Here is a 17,096-nt window from a genome sequence, read left to right as displayed (position 1 = left end):
TTTTTTGATTTTGAAATGAGAATGTTTTTCAATTATGATAGAGAAGAGAAAAAAAGGGGAAGTGACGGTCATGACAAAGACAGCAGCACAAAAGTTAATTGAAGAAAGACGTACGGTCCGTATGTTCAAAGAAGAACCAATCGATACGAAAGTGCTCTATGAAGTGTTGCAATCGGCACATCATGCACCATTTCACAATAAAGTCGAACCATGGAACGTGTATGTGTTCAATGGAGACGGGAAGCAAGTGTTACTCGATGCGCTCGAACCAGCCTTCTCGGAGGCGTCAGAAGGGCAACGCGAAAAAGTGACGGGACGAATTTTAAATGCGGCGGCCTGTATGTATGTGACGGCAAAACATTTTGAAACGGACAAAGGGAATCGTGACGCGTTACTCGCGACGGCGACATTCATTCAAAATGTTCAGCTGCTCTTAAGTGAACGTGAGATCGGAATGGTCTGGCGGACGGGTGGACTGTTTGATGATGAACGGTTGAAGGAAATGATTGGGGCGGAAGGGGAGACGTTTATCGGTCTCCTGCAAATCGGGAAATATGACACAGAAGATATCCCTACACCGAAAGCGCGACAACCGATTGATTCGCATCTCATCATGTTTGAATAATAAAAAGCGAGCGATGGGGAATCCCTTCGCTCGCTTGCTCTATATATCGGTCAATTATCGCTTTAATTTTGTTGCGAGCCAATCTTGAATCACAATCGTTGGAATCATCCAGTCGTTCCTCCATTTTTAGAATCTTCTTCTCTACTATTATCCAAATGCATACGTTCCCAAACCTCTCGATGTGCGCCATGAAGGGCATCATCGAATGAATCATCGATATGAAGGCCATAACTTGGATTGATGGATGAGGCGTACAGGTCTAGCATGAGTTGATCATGGTTCGGATACATAGAGTGGGCTCCTTTCAATACATCAGCTTGGCTACAACTTCAGTATACAAAGGAACTATGTAGAAAATTCGAGAGAAACGTTAACATTTTATGAATCTTGTAAACGCTTTCGTGAACATTATGATTCGCGAATTGGAATACACGTCTCTTTATATTGTTCGGCACGCTTAGCATATTTCTTGACCGTTCTCTCCATGATAAAACGGTCTTCATCGTTTAATGGACGAACGACTTTGGCTGGGACACCCATGACCATCACCCCTTCAGGAATCTGCATGTTCGGTGTGACGAGCGCACCGGCAGCAACAAAGGACCCTTTTCCAATCTTCGCCCCATCGAGCACGGTGGCGTGCATGCCAATCAAGCAGTCTTCTTCAATCTCACAGCCGTGAATCATCGCCATATGACCAATCGAGACACGATCATGGATGATGGTCGGTGAGCCTTCATATTGGTGGATCATCGAACCATCTTGAATGTTGACGTAAGAACCGATTTGAATGGGTCCTTCGTCTCCACGGATGACGGTATTGAACCATACTCCCGAGTGCGCGCCGATGGTCACATCTCCAATCACATGTGCCCCTGGTGCGAGATAAGTCGTCGGGTCGACTTTTGGTGTCAACTCTCCTAATTTGTATTGCATCGTTGTAACCCCTTTCAGACGGATATGTTATCATTGTCGCACAACTTGAAAAAGAAATTGCAACGAAAAGAATATTCTTGGTAAGATAGTTAAAATACGTTGAATAAGGAGATCGAAAGATGGAGAAACAACATTTGATTGACATCGCCGCAAAGAAAAAGAAAGCGGCCGTCGTCTTTAAAGACGTCGCAGTGATTGACGTGTACAGTCGTGAGACGATTCGTACAGACGTCGCCATCGACGCGGGATATATCGTGGCTATTGGGGATGGGTACGATGGGGAGGTCGAGTATCACGATCCGACCTGGACGCTTGCACCGTCCTTTATCGATTCCCACGTCCATATCGAGTCATCGATGGTCCCACCGCATGAGTTTGCGAAAGCGGTCTTGCCACTTGGCGTCACGACCGTGATTGCTGACCCTCATGAGATTGCGAATGTGAACGGAGCACTCGGGATTGAGTACATGTTAGCAGATGCGAAAGGACTTCCACTCGACGTCCGCATGATGCTTCCGAGTTGTGTACCGGCGACACCGTTCGAACATGCAGGTGCTAAACTGTATGCGGAAGATTTGGCCCCGTTTTTAGGAGATCCAGGAGTGCATGGACTAGGCGAGGTCATGGATTATCCTTCGGTTGAAGCCGGAAGTGAAGACATGCTTCAAAAAATCGCACAGACGGAACAAGCGGGTAAAGTGGTCGACGGACACGCATCGGGACTTGGCCCAGACCAATTGAACGTCTATCGTTCTGCAGGAATCATGACGGATCATGAATGTACGACTGCGGAAGAGGCGATTGAACGAGTGCGACGTGGATTCTACGTTCAAATTCGGGAAGGGTCCGTTGCTCGAAACGTGGAGAAGGTGAGCCTAGCCGTTACGGAAAGCAATGCCCACCGCTTCCTTTTCTGTACGGATGATAAGCATTTGGATGACTTGGTCGCGGAAGGTGGAATCGACTACAACATCCGTACCGCCATCAAGCAAGGGGTTAAGCCGGAAACGGCCTATGCCATCGCAAGTCTACATGCCGCAGAGGCCTATGGATTAAAAGAGGTCGGGGCCATTGCACCTGGTAAGAAGGCGAACTTCGTTATCTTGTCAGACGTCGAATCGGTAAAAATCGAACAAGTCTATGTGAATGGTACGCTCGTTGCGGAGAAGGGGAATGCGACGTTTGAATCGGAAGGGATTGAAGTGCCAAAACCGATGAAAGGTGAGCTCGCTTTACCCGAATTGACCGCCGAGTCGTTCCGACTTGCCGCAAGTGAAGAAGAAATCGATGTCATTCAAGTGCTTCCGAACAGCTTGTTGACGAAACGACAGCGTCTCACGTTCCAACCAGACGCATCAGGCGCAGATTTATCGCAGGATATCGCGACGCTTGCCGTCATCGAACGCCATCATGGGACAGGCCATATGGCTCTTGCCCCGGTAACGGGATTCGGCTTGAAACGAGGTGCCCTGGCAGCCACAGTTGCCCATGACAGCCATAACTTGGTCGTCGCCGGGGTCAGCCCGGAAGACATGTTGCTCGCGGCGAGAACGCTTGAAAAAGTAGGGGGAGGGGTCGTCGCCGTATCGGAAGGAGAAGTGCTTGCCGTCCTTCCGCTCGAGATTGGTGGACTGATGACGAAGCGACCATATCGTGAAGTGGCAGAGATTCTGGAACAGCTCAATGATGCGCTAGATGTCGTGGGAGCCCATCGTCATTTCAATCCGTATTTGACGATGTCCTTCCTCGCCTTACCGGTCATTCCTGACTTGAAATTGACCGATATGGGATTGTTCGACGTGACCACGTTCTCATTCATCAACGCTTGACTCGGTCTAACGTATGATTTTTGTTAAGAACCGCCGATAACGATTGAATGCGTGACGGGAAGTTGGTATAGTTACGTCAAGTTTCATCGGGTCAACATTGAAAGGGGGGATATTACAGATGGAACAAGTTGCTTACAATCGGTCGTATGATGAACATGAGGAATTGATCAATTCTGTATATCGTGCTTTCAAGGACCGATGCGAAGAACTACCAGAAGAAACACAGACAAAACGTCGTTTACGACGACTTATTTTCTCTACGATTAAAGAACAGACGAAGTCTCACGCTGACCGATTCGTGTTGTATCACTTCTTCAACGATTTCTTTAAAGCGGTGGAAACGAATGACCAAGAAGCACTCGCTGTCTTGAAGCGAATCATTCGTGATGAAAAAAACTATTGATATGTGACACCAACCTGTGATAATTTAGACGTAACTTTAAATGAATATTCGTGCTATCGATGAGGTAGAGGTGCGATGCTGATGAGTAAGTAGTCGGAGGATGACAACGATGAGGACTACAAAAAGGCAGGATCGCCGAAGTGCAACACCATGTCCGTGGGGTTGTGCTGGGCTGACGGGAAATACCCGTCGGACTGCCATACATATTTACGTATGGAGTGCTCCAAGTCGGCTAAGAAAGACGGAACATCCAGCGAGGGTGTCGGCTTTGTTGCCGATGCCCTCGCTTTGCGTTTTTTTAAGCATAGGGGGGCCTCATCCTAATAAAAAAAGGAGGAATTCAGCATGGTAGATTATTCAACATCGGTACTCTCACTCGTACCGGCATTACTTGCAATTATTATGGCAATCACAGCACGAAAGGTCATCCCATCACTCGGTGTCGGGATCATCGCAGGAGTCCTTCTCTTGCATAGCTTCAATCCAATTGATTCGATTCAATATTTGTGGTCGAACGTCATCGCCTTATTCTGGGCGGATGGAGCCATCAATGAATGGAACGTCTTGTTGATTGCGTTCTTGCTCCTTCTCGGGATTTTATCGTCAATCATTCAAACGTCAGGTGGCGCGCGCGCATTTGGTGAATGGGCTGCGGCGAACGTCAAGACAGCACGCGGTGCACGTCTCGTCTCATTCGGACTTGGTATTTTGATTTTTATCGATGACTACTTCAATAGCTTGGCGGTCGGAAACATCAGTCGTCCACTCACAGACCGTAAAAACATCTCACGTGCAAAACTGGCTTACATGATTGACTCAACGGCAGCACCTGTCTGTGTCATCAGCCCGCTTTCAAGTTGGGGTGCATATATCATCGCCATCATCGCAGGTATTTTGGCAAAATACTCGATTGACAGCTATTCGTCATTCTCTGCATTCATTCAAATCATCCCAATGAACTTCTATGCCGTCTTCGCACTACTCTTGACAGCATATGTGGCATTCACTGGACTTGCCATCGGACCGATGCGCACGCACGAACTTCGTGCCCTCCAAGGGGAGTTGTATGATTCGGCAAAAGGAAAGCCGATGGGAATGAGCGAAGATTTACACGAGCACGAAGGTGGAAAAGTACGTGATTTGATCGTACCAATCATCACGCTTATCATCGCGACAGTGTCAGCGATGCTTTACACGGGTGGTCAAGCGCTCGCGGCTGACGGTCAAGACTTCTCGTTGATTGGAGCCTTCGAATCGACAGACGTGACACGCTCACTCGTTGCGGGTGTTGTCATCAGTTTGATTGTCGCATTCTTGCTTCTCATTGGTCGTAAAATCCCAACACGTGACTATGGAAAAGCGGCATGGGAAGGCGTTCGTGCCATGTGGCCGGCTGTCTTGATTCTCTTGTTTGCTTGGACAATCATTGCGGTCATCAGCGACATGAAGACTGGTGAATACTTGGCGAGCTTCGTGACAGATACAATCGCTGCATCTTACTTGCCACTCCTTCTCTTCTTGATTGCCGGAATCATGGCATTCTCGACAGGAACGAGTTGGGGAACATTTGGTTTGATGCTTCCAATCGGTGCCGACTTGATCATGGCCGTTGAACCAGAACTCCTTCTCGCGTCACTTGCGGCTGTATTGGCCGGAGCGGTGTTCGGTGACCACTGTTCACCAATTTCCGATACAACGATTCTCAGCTCAACAGGAGCGGGCTCACACCATATCGACCACGTGGTGACACAATTGCCGTACGCTATTCTTGCAGCGGTCATCTCGGCGATTGGTTACTTGGTGCTCGGGATTACAGCGTCGATTTGGATCGGATTCTTCGCTGCATTGATTTCGTTCATCGTATTGGTTGGAATCGCAGAAGTGATTTCAAAACGTGGGAAAGTACCTGCAGAACTTCGCGCAAAGCGTGAGGCGTGATATATGAAAATGACTTCCATCAAATCGATGGAAGTCATTTTTTATGTGCGGTTGTCACTGCATAAGTGAGACGGTCGAGTAGTTTACCGAGAATGAACCAAAAGGGAACTATGATGTACAGTGATAGGCTGTGGTAATGAAGATGAATGACGTACAAAGAAAACCAAGGTGTCTCGAGCAATCAAAATGGAGGCGAAGTAGATGTGCTTGTCATCCAATCCAGATACATTCATGATGCAGATCGTGACAGCTAATAAGGTGAACCGCAGTGTCAAACTCTTTATAGAGAGACTTTCACGACAGAAAAACCTCCCTGGTCCATGTAGGAATCAAGGAGGTTACAATCATTATTTCACGTCAAGCCACTTGAAACTTGCATCGGCACCGAACGGGTGACGGTACATGTTCTCGATGTTTGAACGCTCTAAGTATGCCTCACCTTTTTGATAAATCGGAGCGATGGCAAAGTCTTCTTCGAGAAGGATGCGTTCTGCTTCTTGCATTGCTTCCCAACGTTTCATCTGATCGGCTTCTTTCTTCGCAGATTGAATCAACTGATCATATTCGTCATTCGAGTACTCCATACGGTTAAACGGTCCGTCTGTGACCCACATGTCGAGGTATGTCATCGGATCCTGATAGTCAGGGCCCCAACCAGCTGCAGAAACGTCATATTCGCCTTTCCCTTCAAGATCAAGGAAGTTTTTGAACGGTTGCTGTTTAATGTTAAGTGTCAAACCAGGCAAGTTCTTCTCAAGTTCGCCTTTGATGAACTCGTTCACTTTCTTGAACGCTTCTTCGTCACGTGAGAGGAACTCGAGTTCGATTGTTTCAACACCTAATTCTTCTAATCCTTTTTCCCACGCGGCTTTTGCTTCATCTACGTTGTAGTTGAGGAGGTCTGGATACTTCTCACGGAAGTCAGCTCCGTCTTCTGTGAACGTGAAGTCTTTCGCTACGATATAGTTCGCCGGTTGCGATCCATCTGTTAAGATGACATCTGTCACACTCTGTTTGTCGAATCCTTTCGCAAGTGCTTCACGGATGTTGACGTTTTGGAGCGCTTCGTTCTTTTGGTTGAAACGAAGGAAGTTGATTCGAGCATCGGCACGCGTTTTGAACTCGTCGCTGTCTTCGAATTGCGGAACGAATTCAGAAGAGAGGAGCGTGTAGTCCGCTTCACCCGACTCGAACAAGTTGACCCCAGTCGATACGTCTTTTACGACTTTGACGTTGATCGTGTCCATCTTGACGTTTTCAGCATCCCAATATTCAGGATTCTTCTTGTAAACCCATCCTGCATTGTCTTGCCACTCGCTCAAGACGTAAGGTCCGTTATAGAGTGTCTTGTCGACAGATGTTGCGAACTCTTCGCCTTGCTCTTCGACGTACTCTTGTTTTTGCGGCATATACGTTGGGAATCCAGTCAAACCTAAGAAATAAGGAGCTGGTGCTTCCAATTGTACTTCAAGCGTTTTTTCGTCAATCGCTTTTGCGCCGAGGTCGTCGAGCGACATTTCACCCGCAAGGATTTTGTTCGCGTTTTTCAAGTCTTGAAGAATATAGGCATACTCCGCACCTGTTTCAGGATTGAGGGCACGTTTCCAAGAGTAAACGAAGTCTTCAGCTGTAATTGGAGAACCGTCTGACCAGTTTGCGTCACGTAACTTGAACGTGTATGTAAGTCCATCCTTAGATACTTCGACATCTTCGGCAATCCCCGGTGTCGGTTGGTTGTTCTCATCTAGACGATACAATCCTTCGAACACGTTGTTTGTCACGATGATCGATGTCGAGTCTGTTGTCAGTGTCGGATCGAGCTGCGGCAAGTCCGTCGCCGATACCATTGTGATTTCTTTTTTCGCATCGCTCGAAGATGAACCTTCTGAACTTGATGAGTCATCTCCTGTGCTACAAGCAGCCGTCGCCAATAATGCGACCCCCGATAACGCTAACCATTTTTTGTTACGCATCATACAACCTCCCGAAAATTCTGATAATTTAGAATATGTTGTAATTAAACTACATCTGACATGAATATGCAATGGAATTTTTCAAATTATCCGAAAATATAAACTTATTTAGAATGACTATTCATCAATCCTTTCAGGAAGTAGAATAGAAAAATCAACGAATGATTATACAATATTTTTGTATAGTTATTCGTACAGATAGGATAGTAGTGGAGGCGTTAACTTGAAACAACATTCAGCCGGAATCGGCTTTTTCGGTCTTGCGGCAATGGTCGTCGGGACCATGATTGGTGGAGGTGCGTTTAACCTGCCTGGTGCAATGGCACAAGGGGCAGGGGTCGGACCAGTTTTAATTGGATGGGGGATTACGGGTGTCGGCATGATTATGCTCGCCTTCGTGTTTCAGTTTTTAGCAAACACGCGACCAGAGCTAGAAGGCGGAATTTACGCCTATGCCCGTGAAGGTTTCGGGAAGTTTGTGGGATTCAACAGCGGATGGGGGTACTGGATGTCGGCTTGGATTGGGACGGTAGCCAACATCACATTGATTTTCAGTACATTGGCTTATTTTTTTCCTATATTCTCAGCAGAACACCGACTGTTTCGCTTGTTTGTGAGTGTCGTTTTGATTTGGGGCTTATTTTGGCTCATTTCACGTGGGATGCGTGAAGCGGCACTTCTCAATATCGTGACAACGATTGCGAAACTCGTCCCGATTATCTTGTTCATCGTGTTGATCCTATTCGCGTTTAAAATGGATACGTTCCAAGTCGATTTTTGGGGAGAAACAGGGTTTGTTTGGGCGGATGTGTTTCCACAAGTGAAGTCGACGATGCTCGTCACACTCTGGGCATTTGTCGGGATTGAGGGAGCGGTCGTATTGTCATCGCGTGCACGTCACAAAAAAGATGTCGGACGTGCCACGGTCATTGGCCTGATTGGGACGTTATTGATTTACATGATGATTTCCATCTTCTCGTTTGGTGTCATGACACAGGAGCAACTCGCTGCGTTGCCTGAACCGTCGATGGCATATGTGTTAGAAGCGGTCGTCGGCCCGTTCGGCGCAACATTGATTAACATTGGACTGCTCGTATCATTAACAGGCGCATTGCTCGGCTGGACGATTTTAGCGACGGAGATTTCGTACGTGGCGAGCCGGGATGGGGTGTTTCCGAAAGTATTTCACCGTTTGAATGCGAACGAGACACCAGTGAACGCGCTATTCATCACCCAAGCGTTCACTCAAGTGGTCACGGCCATCGCCTTGTTTTCAGAACAGACGTATCTCGTGCTTTCAAGCATCGCCGGAATCGCAGCACTCGTTCCTTATCTATTCTCGGCACTCTATGGATGGATGGAGGCGAAGCGGACGACGTCGCTACGAATGATGGTCGTTTCCGGGATTGCCTCGCTATACGCCGCCTGGTTGCTCTATGCTTCGGGAGTCGAGTATGTCTTGATTGCGATGATTCTATATGCACCCGGCATCTTCGTCTTTCTTTTGGCCGAACGGGAACAAGGACGACCATTTTTGACCCGTACCCAGTCGTTGATTGCCTTGATTATTCTATTATGTGCGACCTATGGCATTTATGGGCTTTGGACAGCCACAATCGCCCTATAAGAAAACTCACCGGCGCCTCAAGCGTTCGGTGAGTTTTTTGATGATCGGAGTAATTGTTCGATTACACTTGGTGAAGCAGGTCTCGCATATAAATAGCCCTGGAAAGAATCGCAATCTGTCGACTTTAAGTGTGCCAACATCTCTTCATCTTCGACTCCCTCTGCGACGACGTGGAGATTTAAACTCTTCCCAAGATGGACGATGACATCGAGGAGATGAGATTTGGACGCCATCCAATCATCGAGAAAGACTTTATCGATTTTGAGTTCATCGACCGGGAAGGACTTCAAATACTGCAAGGACGAGAAGCCTGTTCCGAAATCGTCAATCGACAGTCGATAGTTCAAGCGCTTGATTTGTTCCATGCGTTCGATGATTTCATCAGTTTGTTGCATGACAAGACTTTCCGTGATCTCCAAAATGACGTCTGCCGGGTCGAGCTGGAGTTGTTGCTTGATGTTTCGTAACGTATTCAAAAAACTGTCGCTTCGGAATTGATTAGGCGAAATGTTGATTGCCATCGAGAGCGGTTGATCGAACTCGGTTTTCCAGGCTTTCAGTTGTTTCGTTGCCTCTAAGATGACCCAGTTGTTGATGGGAACGATGAGTGCCATCTCTTCCGCGAGCGGAATGAACTCTGAAGGCGGAATTTGTCCCAGTTCGTCGTGATGCCAACGAAGGAGTGCCTCAAAACCGATGAGCCGGTCTGTGGCAAGTTCATACTTTGGTTGATACTCAAGATAAAAATGCTTTTCTTCAAGGGCTCGGTACATCGCCTTCTCAATATGGATTTGTCTCGAGAAAGCGGCATCCATATCTTTTGTCACAAATTGAATCGTACCGACGCCGATCTGTTTCCCTTTGAAGAGGGCACTTTCAGCACGTGTATACAGTTCCTCGAGTGAACTTGTCGAAGACGGATAAAATACGCATCCGATCGAAATCGATACCATGATGGAGTGATGGTAAATCCGGAACGGACGTTGCAGTTCGTGTTGCAGATGTCGGAGTACTTGGAACACTTCTTCTTTCGATTCCTCGAAGAACATGACACCGAACAGTCCGCCCGTAGGATGGAATAAAAGAGCGGATTCCGGAATAAGATGCAGTGCGCGCTCTTTGATTTGGATGAGAAGTTCGTTCCCAACGCGAGACCCGAATGACTCATTGATAATTTTGAAGCGGTCGATATCAAACAAGGCAATATGAAGGAGACCTTCTCGCTCATCGATTTGTCGAAGGATTGAGTCGTAGCGACGTAAAAACCCTTTTTTATTATAAAGTCCGGTCAACTCATTTTGATAAGCGAGGAACTGGACTTCTTTTTCAAGACGCTTCTTTTCCGACACATCAAATCCGAATGCGGTATATTGAATCACTTCATTCTTCTCACTAACAATCGGTACGACAGTCAAGTTAAGCCAACACGGCTCTGACTCATGTTGCTTACAGGAGATCAGCATCTCACCGTTCCAAACCCGATTGGTCGCAAGTGATTTTAAAACGTTACGCGAAATCCCGTCTTGTTCACTTGAATCATGAATGAGTTCGAACCATTCGCGTCCGATTAGCTGTTGCTCCGTCGCATCGAGTAGACGGCATAACGAAGGATTGATGTCTACAATCTCGCCTTTCGCATTTGTCGCCAAGTAATGTGTGGACTGTTTGATCATCTCTTGAAAATGATGAAGTAGATTGAACTGTTCTGTACTGATGAGCGGTCCAAATCCTTTTGGGAGAAACGCTAAAAAATAACCATAGATTCCTTCGAGCGAAAAAGATTGCAGGTAGGCAGTCGCATAGATGACGGAGCCATCTTTATGTTGAAACGGCGTCATCGCCGTTGTCGAGAATGGATATTGAAGGAGGAGCGGCGACCATGTTTCGAGAGCATGATCTAATTGCCGGACGACCGGCAGCGGTTGATGGAGGACTTCGTCACGTTCCCAGCCGAATAAAACTTCGGCATGCGTATTCCATAATAGGACCGTACCATCTTGAGAAATATAACAACACGGAACAGATAAAGCATCGATGAATTCATCTACTGGTAAATCACGCAAAGAAGCCACATCATTTCCTCCAATCTGTCATGCTAAATGCATATTCTAATGTCAGTGTACCTGATTTTGCCAATTCAAGGAATGCTTAAGTTCGTCATTGTCAAAAGAAAGAGGGACGTCATATACTGAAAGAGTAAGATAGTTTTGAATAAGGGGGAAACAATATGTCAAAAACACATGATGTGATTGAATTGACAGAGAAGTTCGGGGCACATAACTATCATCCACTACCGATTGTTATTTCGGAGGCGAAAGGGATTTGGGTAACCGATCCTGAGGGGAATCGCTACATGGATATGTTAAGTGCATACTCTGCTGTCAATCAGGGACACTGTCATCCAAAGATCATCCAAGCACTTAAAGATCAAGCGGATAAGATCACGTTGACGTCGCGTGCCTTTTATAACGATCAACTCGGACGTTTTTACGACAAAGTGGTAACGCTTACAAAGAAACAGATGGTGTTACCGATGAACACGGGTGCAGAAGCGGTCGAGACGGCCGTGAAGACAGCACGTCGTTGGGCATATGACGTGAAGGGTATTCCGGGACAAGCTGAAATCATCGTCTGCTCAGGAAACTTCCATGGACGGACGATGGCTGCTGTGTCGATGTCGACAGAAGCGGAATATCAGCGTGGATTCGGACCATTATTGCCAGGGTTCAAAGTTGTGCCATACGGTGATATCGACGCGTTCGAAGCGGCGATCACAGAGAATACAGCAGCGTTCATCGTTGAACCGATTCAAGGGGAAGCTGGAATCATCATTCCGCCGGCTGGTTATTTGAAGCGGGCATCTGAGCTCTGTAAAGAACATAATGTCCTCTTCGTCGCAGATGAAATTCAGTCTGGACTTGGTCGTTCTGGAAAGTGGTTTGCCATCGAGTGGGAAGACGTCACACCGGATATGTATATTCTCGGAAAAGCACTCGGAGGCGGAGTCTTCCCAATCTCATGTGTTGCAGCTGACCAGGAGATTCTTTCGGTCTTCAACCCAGGCTCGCACGGGTCGACGTTTGGTGGAAACCCGCTTGCTTCGGCTGTCTCCGTCGCGTCTCTTGAAGTGTTAGAAGAAGAAAACCTACCGGAACGTTCGCTAGAACTCGGGACGTACTTCATGGATCGCTTGAAGTCGATCGACAATCCGATGATTCGTGACGTTCGCGGACGTGGACTCTTTATCGGCATTGAGTTGACGGAGTCGGCTCGTCCTTATTGTGAGGCGCTTAAAGAGCGGGGACTTCTCTGTAAAGAAACACATGAAACCGTGATTCGATTGGCACCACCGCTTGTGATCACGAAAGAAGAACTCGACCAAGCATTCGAAGCAATCGAAGCCGTATTGGCCCCCGCAGCTATTTCGTAAGAAGCGTCAGCTTGGTATAATGAAGTCAGTTCAATCGACACCTGCCTAGCAGGTGTCTTTTTCGTGGAGGAGGAGTTGGATGATTTACATATATGTCGGATTGGCAGGGGCGGTCGGTGCTTTGGCACGCTATTGCCTTGGTATGATGATCGATTCGATTGGACCGAGCGCATTCCCGGTTTCGACATTGCTCATCAATCTCATCGGTAGTTTTTTGTTGGGGTGGTTGACTCACATGTTTCTTCGAACGGGTAAACTTTCTCCTCAATTCGTCACCATTGTGGGGACTGGAATGATTGGTTCCTTCACTACATTCTCCACGTTTAGCGTTGAAACGATTCGATTATTAGACGAAAGTCGGATAGGGCTGGCGCTTCTATACGTCTTTTTGAGTATCACGCTTGGACTCGGGAGCTCATGGCTTGGTTATCGTGTCGGCGTGAGACGAAAAGTTGAGGTGAAATAGGGTGACAATCATGTGGATTGCGACAGGTGCCTTTTTTGGTGCGATGTGTCGTTTTGCTATCGGTCAACTGATGAAACGGTGGTCTGATTCCACCTTTCCATTTGCAACATTATTCGTCAATGTGTCGGGTTCGTTTGGTCTTGGGTATTTATATGCCCACACGAGCCATCCGTCGCTCCTTCTCTTTTTAGGGATTGGATTTTTAGGGTCGTTTACGACGTTTTCGACTTTGAAACTTGAATTGATGCGGTTTGCGACAAAAGACTGGATTCGATTCGGACTTTATCTCCTTGCGACATATCTGTTTGGAATACTGGCTGCTTATATCGGATGGTCAATCTAAAACAACGCCCCTTCCATTTTGAAGGGGCGTTGTTTTATTCTGCAAGTTGAAGCTTCTCGGTACATGAAGCACAAGTCGTTTCGTATGACTCGCACTGTTCATCCATATGCTTCCCGCATTCCTGGCACGTTTTGTCCGGTAGTTTTTGATAAAACTCGACAGATGATTCGAGTCGGCTTGCCCATTCATTCATATGAAAATGCCTCCTTCGTAGATGTGTCACGGTATTGGTTGTTGTCATGATTGTATTATAACAGATGGCTTAAAGTCAACTATAATATATAACAGATATATTCAGGATTTTTTGCTACACTATACTCATCAAAAGACGAGGTGAAACAAATGAAAGTGCCACAGTGTGAAACGATTGGGATTCAATCTGAGGACGTTCCAACGCTACAAACCGCCTTGGCGCAATTAGATGCGCCTCGAGTCAGTCGTTTGTTTAAAGCATTCGCTGATCCGACCCGTTTAAAAGTGCTGTATGTGTTGACGCTCGAACACGAACTATGTGTATGCGATGTGGCCGCCGTTATCGGCCACTCCAACGCGACCGCATCTCACCATTTGCGGACGTTACTCGAACAAGGGTTGGTAAAGTATCGTAAAGAAGGGAAAGTCGTTTATTATTCATTGGATGATGAACACGTAAGACAGCTCGTTGAAATTGCATTGACGCATAGTGAAGAACAAAAAGACGTTTAAGTCCAATGACCGTCCCTCGAATGGGGACGGTCATTTTTTTGGTACTTGTCTTCGATTAAAATTCACGTTACGATATATTCAAATGAACGTTTGAATGTTAGGGGGATATCATGAGAAATCGAGACGTATTACCTGTGTCCGGTATTACCTGTACGAATTGTGCAGCTAAGATTGAGCGAGATGTATCGAAACGTGAAGAAGTCGCATCTTGTCAAATTGATTTTGCGACGAGTCGTATGGTGATTGAGTGGGTGGACCCGTCAAACCGTGACAAGACGCTTCAGTCGATTGAGCAGACGATGGAACGGATTGAACCGGGAGCGAAGTTTGTAAAACAAGACGACGATCAAACCGAAGAACGAGATTGGACGCTTTGGAGATTCCTTATGGCCGCTTTTATTTTTTCAATTGCCATTTGGACAGATTCGATTTTAGGATATATTGCGGCATATTCACTTGCTGGTTACGACGTCGTATACGGTGCGGTCCGGAACATATGGAACCGGGAATGGTTTGACGAGAAATTTTTAATGACCATCGCGACAATCGGGGCATTCGCCATTTCGGAATACCCGGAAGCGGTGGCGGTCATGCTGTTTTATCAACTTGGGGAATACGTGCAAGGACGGGCGGTACGCGCCTCCCGAAAATCGATTCAGTCCTTGTTGAATATGAAACCGACCAGAGCGCGTGTACTCGAGGCGGGTCAGGAAATGGAACGATTGCCGGAAGAAGTAACGGTCGGGTCACACCTCGTCATTCGTTCAGGAGAACTAGTCCCGATGGACGGATTCGTCGTGAGTGGGGCGAGCTCTTTAAATACGTCGTCATTGACTGGTGAATCCGTTCCAAGGCAAGTTAGCGCGGGCGAGGAAGTGTTGGCAGGTATGGTCAATATCGAGGGGCGTCTCATCGTTGAAACGACAAAGCTCGCGGCTGAATCAAGCCTTCAAAAAATGATTGCTCTCGTCGAAGAGGCGAATGGAAAGAAAGCAAAAACGGAACAAATGATCACGCGCTTGGCAAAAGTCTATACACCGATTGTGGTAGTCATGGCGACACTTGTCGCATTCGTTCCACCCTTGTTTGTAGGGGACTTGAATGAATGGATTTACCGGGCCTTGATTTTTCTCGTCATCAGTTGCCCTTGTGCACTTGTGATTTCAATCCCATTAGGTTATTTCGGGGGGATCGGTTCTGGATCGAAACAAGGGATTCTTGTAAAAGGTGGCGAGTTCCTCGATACATTGACTGAAGTGGGTGCAGTGGTCTTCGATAAAACAGGAACATTGACGACCGGGCGATTTGAAGTGACCGATATCGTGACGACAGACGGCATCACTAGCGATGAACTGTTACGGTTAGCTGCCCGTGTCGAACAAGCATCCAATCATCCTCTTGCGCAAGCAATCGTCCGTCGTGCCGGGGAGGTTCAATCGTTTGATTCGATTCAAGAGGAGCCGGGATATGGTCTCCGTGCACGAGATGGTGACGACGAGGTGTATGTAGGGAGTGCCCGTTACATGGAACGGTTAGGTCAAGTGATTGCAGATTCGTCAACCGGGACGAATGTACATGTGATGAAGAATAATCGTTGGCTTGGACGAATCGAACTGATGGATACGGTAAAGCCGGATGCGATGGCTGCAATCGAACAATTGAAACGAATCGGAATCCAGACGGTCATGCTATCTGGAGATCGTCGAGAAGTCGCTACAAAAATTGGCAAGCAACTCGGATTGGATGAAGTACGAGGGGAGTTGCTTCCGCACGAGAAAGTGGAGGCAATCGAACGGATGCTCGGAACGCGTAAAGTTGCTTTCGTCGGGGATGGTATGAATGATGCGGCGGCTTTGGCCCGGGCAGACGTCGGTCTCGTCATGGGTGGCGTCGGAAGCGATACAGCAGTCACGGCGGCGGACGTGGTATTGATGCATGATGCGCCAACGGATGTCATTCGGGCCATTGAGCTAAGCAAACGAACGAAGCGCGTCGTCTGGCAAAATATTTTCCTTGCCTTTGGAATCAAAGCACTTGTCATGCTTTTAGGATTGTTCGGCATCGCAACGATGTGGGAAGCGGTATTTGCGGACGTGGGAGTGGCGCTTCTTGCCATCGCGAACGCGACGCGGTTACTTCGTATGACATCATGAAAGAAGTGTCTCGGTTTTGTACCTGAGACACTTCTTTTTTTATTCGATTCTGTCGTGATGCGTTTTAATGCGCAACAACATAAAGGTGAGGATGACAATAATAGCAAGAAGTAAAAAAGTGATGGTGAAAAGGACTTGTGTCAAGAAAGATACTTGATTCTCTGCCGCAATCAACTCTTTATGAATGTCTTTGTATTGCATTTGTTTGAGAGACCGTAAATCTTCTAAAATCGTTTGCCGAAGTTCTGTCATCGTTTCTGCGACAGCCGTCGCTTTCACTAAGTCGCCTTCTTCATAGATGACGAGAACGCGGTCGGCTTCCTTTTCCCAAATGGCATCTCGTTCGAGTAAATCGAGGACAGAGCTCGGTGTGTCCGGGTCATCGATGATGGATTGTTTAAGGTCTTTGGCTTGTCGAGACATGCTATAGTACATCTCTAAAAAGTGTCGGTCTTCATATGCGAGTAATCCACGGATGGCATTTGCCCGTTCGACGTTATAATACATCACGTCTTCAATCGATTCATAGGAGTCGAGTTGTTCGCCTTGAATGGTTTCGAGACGCTCATTTGTTTCTTTCAATTGAAAAATAAAAATAAAAATAATCGAAATAGATAAGATTGATAAACTGATCCATAATAAAATCCACTTTCGTTGTGACATCGTGA

General features: G+C 47.0%; 16 protein-coding genes and 1 riboswitch. Of the genes, 10 read left to right on the top strand and 6 right to left on the bottom strand.

Going from position 1 to position 17,096, the window contains the following annotated elements:
- Nucleotides 1-70 precede the first annotated feature (70 nt).
- Nucleotides 71-625: a nitroreductase family protein gene (locus tag KNO69_RS13110; protein WP_251124963.1), complete on the top strand. Its 555-nt coding sequence runs from the start codon at nucleotides 71-73 to the stop codon at nucleotides 623-625.
- Nucleotides 626-729: 104 nt separating this feature from the next.
- On the opposite strand, the gene KNO69_RS13105 is transcribed toward KNO69_RS13110, so the two are convergent.
- Entirely contained in the window at nucleotides 730-915 is a 186-nt protein-coding gene (locus KNO69_RS13105; RefSeq protein ID WP_074037801.1) for a hypothetical protein, read from the bottom strand.
- A 118-nt stretch (nucleotides 916-1,033) separates the two neighbouring features.
- Nucleotides 1,034-1,561 (bottom strand): gamma carbonic anhydrase family protein, encoded by a 528-nt coding sequence (locus KNO69_RS13100; RefSeq protein ID WP_214818559.1) that lies wholly within the window; start codon nucleotides 1,559-1,561, stop codon nucleotides 1,034-1,036.
- Nucleotides 1,562-1,680: 119 nt separating this feature from the next.
- Between KNO69_RS13100 and ade the strand changes: the two genes are divergently transcribed.
- The 3 genes from ade (at nucleotide 1,681) to KNO69_RS13085 (ending at nucleotide 5,731) form a co-directional block, all read left to right on the top strand.
- Nucleotides 1,681-3,390 (top strand): adenine deaminase, encoded by a 1,710-nt coding sequence (ade, locus tag KNO69_RS13095; protein WP_214814431.1) that lies wholly within the window; start codon nucleotides 1,681-1,683, stop codon nucleotides 3,388-3,390.
- Nucleotides 3,391-3,508: 118 nt separating this feature from the next.
- The gene (locus KNO69_RS13090; RefSeq protein ID WP_015880753.1) at nucleotides 3,509-3,793 is read left to right on the top strand and encodes a hypothetical protein; all 285 of its coding nucleotides are present in this window, start codon (nucleotides 3,509-3,511) and stop codon (nucleotides 3,791-3,793) included.
- A 57-nt stretch (nucleotides 3,794-3,850) separates the two neighbouring features.
- A riboswitch (Lysine riboswitch) is annotated at nucleotides 3,851-4,025 on the top strand.
- A gap of 113 nt (nucleotides 4,026-4,138) precedes the next feature.
- The gene (locus tag KNO69_RS13085; RefSeq protein ID WP_214818556.1) at nucleotides 4,139-5,731 is read left to right on the top strand and encodes a Na+/H+ antiporter NhaC family protein; all 1,593 of its coding nucleotides are present in this window, start codon (nucleotides 4,139-4,141) and stop codon (nucleotides 5,729-5,731) included.
- A 347-nt stretch (nucleotides 5,732-6,078) separates the two neighbouring features.
- Here the strand turns inward: KNO69_RS13085 and KNO69_RS13080 are convergent, their stop codons facing one another.
- Nucleotides 6,079-7,704, bottom strand: a complete 1,626-nt coding sequence (locus KNO69_RS13080) for a peptide ABC transporter substrate-binding protein (RefSeq protein ID WP_214818553.1) — start codon at nucleotides 7,702-7,704, stop codon at nucleotides 6,079-6,081.
- A 223-nt stretch (nucleotides 7,705-7,927) separates the two neighbouring features.
- On the opposite strand from KNO69_RS13080, the gene KNO69_RS13075 reads away from it, so the two are divergent.
- A complete protein-coding gene (locus KNO69_RS13075) occupies nucleotides 7,928-9,331 on the top strand; it encodes a basic amino acid/polyamine antiporter (RefSeq protein ID WP_214818551.1) in 1,404 nt (467 codons plus the stop codon).
- Between the two features lie 17 nt (nucleotides 9,332-9,348).
- Here KNO69_RS13075 and KNO69_RS13070 read toward each other — a convergent pair whose 3' ends face one another.
- The gene (locus tag KNO69_RS13070; protein WP_214818549.1) at nucleotides 9,349-11,403 is read right to left on the bottom strand and encodes an EAL domain-containing protein; all 2,055 of its coding nucleotides are present in this window, start codon (nucleotides 11,401-11,403) and stop codon (nucleotides 9,349-9,351) included.
- A 155-nt stretch (nucleotides 11,404-11,558) separates the two neighbouring features.
- Between KNO69_RS13070 and KNO69_RS13065 the strand changes: the two genes are divergently transcribed.
- The 3 genes from KNO69_RS13065 (at nucleotide 11,559) to KNO69_RS13055 (ending at nucleotide 13,570) form a co-directional block, all read left to right on the top strand.
- Nucleotides 11,559-12,761, top strand: coding sequence for an ornithine--oxo-acid transaminase (locus tag KNO69_RS13065; protein ID WP_214818546.1), 1,203 nt, complete (start codon nucleotides 11,559-11,561; stop codon nucleotides 12,759-12,761).
- A gap of 79 nt (nucleotides 12,762-12,840) precedes the next feature.
- Nucleotides 12,841-13,227, top strand: coding sequence for a fluoride efflux transporter CrcB (gene crcB / locus KNO69_RS13060; RefSeq protein WP_214784714.1), 387 nt, complete (start codon nucleotides 12,841-12,843; stop codon nucleotides 13,225-13,227).
- A 10-nt stretch (nucleotides 13,228-13,237) separates the two neighbouring features.
- Entirely contained in the window at nucleotides 13,238-13,570 is a 333-nt protein-coding gene (locus KNO69_RS13055; RefSeq protein ID WP_015880760.1) for a fluoride efflux transporter FluC, read from the top strand.
- Nucleotides 13,571-13,604: 34 nt separating this feature from the next.
- On the opposite strand, the gene yhfH is transcribed toward KNO69_RS13055, so the two are convergent.
- Nucleotides 13,605-13,763 (bottom strand): protein YhfH, encoded by a 159-nt coding sequence (gene yhfH / locus KNO69_RS13050; RefSeq protein ID WP_015880761.1) that lies wholly within the window; start codon nucleotides 13,761-13,763, stop codon nucleotides 13,605-13,607.
- A gap of 149 nt (nucleotides 13,764-13,912) precedes the next feature.
- Between yhfH and KNO69_RS13045 the strand changes: the two genes are divergently transcribed.
- Together KNO69_RS13045 and KNO69_RS13040 are read left to right on the top strand one after the other, a co-directional pair.
- The gene (locus KNO69_RS13045) at nucleotides 13,913-14,275 is read left to right on the top strand and encodes an ArsR/SmtB family transcription factor (protein ID WP_015880762.1); all 363 of its coding nucleotides are present in this window, start codon (nucleotides 13,913-13,915) and stop codon (nucleotides 14,273-14,275) included.
- A 110-nt stretch (nucleotides 14,276-14,385) separates the two neighbouring features.
- The gene (locus KNO69_RS13040) at nucleotides 14,386-16,428 is read left to right on the top strand and encodes a heavy metal translocating P-type ATPase (protein ID WP_214818543.1); all 2,043 of its coding nucleotides are present in this window, start codon (nucleotides 14,386-14,388) and stop codon (nucleotides 16,426-16,428) included.
- 39 nt (nucleotides 16,429-16,467) lie between these two features.
- On the opposite strand, the gene KNO69_RS13035 is transcribed toward KNO69_RS13040, so the two are convergent.
- Complete coding sequence (locus KNO69_RS13035) at nucleotides 16,468-17,091, bottom strand: hypothetical protein (RefSeq protein WP_078146294.1); 624 nt, start codon at nucleotides 17,089-17,091, stop codon at nucleotides 16,468-16,470.
- Between the last annotated feature and the right edge of the window lie 5 nt (nucleotides 17,092-17,096).

This window comes from Exiguobacterium sp. s131 (assembly GCF_018617345.1).
In the GTDB taxonomy this organism is placed as follows: domain Bacteria; phylum Bacillota; class Bacilli; order Exiguobacteriales; family Exiguobacteriaceae; genus Exiguobacterium; species Exiguobacterium profundum.
This window is presented reverse-complemented; position numbering and strand designations above follow the sequence as displayed.

What these genes read in the sequence shown, in the direction of transcription:
- ade (WP_214814431.1), top strand. Translation starts at nt 1,681, where the DNA reads ATGGAGAAACAACATTTGATTGACATCGCCGCAAAGAAAAAGAAAGCG.
- KNO69_RS13090 (WP_015880753.1), top strand. Translation starts at nt 3,509, where the DNA reads ATGGAACAAGTTGCTTACAATCGGTCGTATGATGAACATGAGGAATTG.
- KNO69_RS13055 (WP_015880760.1), top strand. Translation starts at nt 13,238, where the DNA reads ATGTGGATTGCGACAGGTGCCTTTTTTGGTGCGATGTGTCGTTTTGCT.
- KNO69_RS13080 (WP_214818553.1), bottom strand. Translation starts at nt 7,704, where the DNA reads ATGCGTAACAAAAAATGGTTAGCGTTATCGGGGGTCGCATTATTGGCG.
- KNO69_RS13105 (WP_074037801.1), bottom strand. Translation starts at nt 915, where the DNA reads ATGTATCCGAACCATGATCAACTCATGCTAGACCTGTACGCCTCATCC.
- KNO69_RS13065 (WP_214818546.1), top strand. Translation starts at nt 11,559, where the DNA reads ATGTCAAAAACACATGATGTGATTGAATTGACAGAGAAGTTCGGGGCA.
- KNO69_RS13035 (WP_078146294.1), bottom strand. Translation starts at nt 17,091, where the DNA reads ATGTCACAACGAAAGTGGATTTTATTATGGATCAGTTTATCAATCTTA.
- KNO69_RS13045 (WP_015880762.1), top strand. Translation starts at nt 13,913, where the DNA reads ATGAAAGTGCCACAGTGTGAAACGATTGGGATTCAATCTGAGGACGTT.
- yhfH (WP_015880761.1), bottom strand. Translation starts at nt 13,763, where the DNA reads ATGAATGAATGGGCAAGCCGACTCGAATCATCTGTCGAGTTTTATCAA.
- crcB (WP_214784714.1), top strand. Translation starts at nt 12,841, where the DNA reads ATGATTTACATATATGTCGGATTGGCAGGGGCGGTCGGTGCTTTGGCA.
- KNO69_RS13040 (WP_214818543.1), top strand. Translation starts at nt 14,386, where the DNA reads ATGAGAAATCGAGACGTATTACCTGTGTCCGGTATTACCTGTACGAAT.
- KNO69_RS13100 (WP_214818559.1), bottom strand. Translation starts at nt 1,561, where the DNA reads ATGCAATACAAATTAGGAGAGTTGACACCAAAAGTCGACCCGACGACT.
- KNO69_RS13110 (WP_251124963.1), top strand. Translation starts at nt 71, where the DNA reads ATGACAAAGACAGCAGCACAAAAGTTAATTGAAGAAAGACGTACGGTC.
- KNO69_RS13085 (WP_214818556.1), top strand. Translation starts at nt 4,139, where the DNA reads ATGGTAGATTATTCAACATCGGTACTCTCACTCGTACCGGCATTACTT.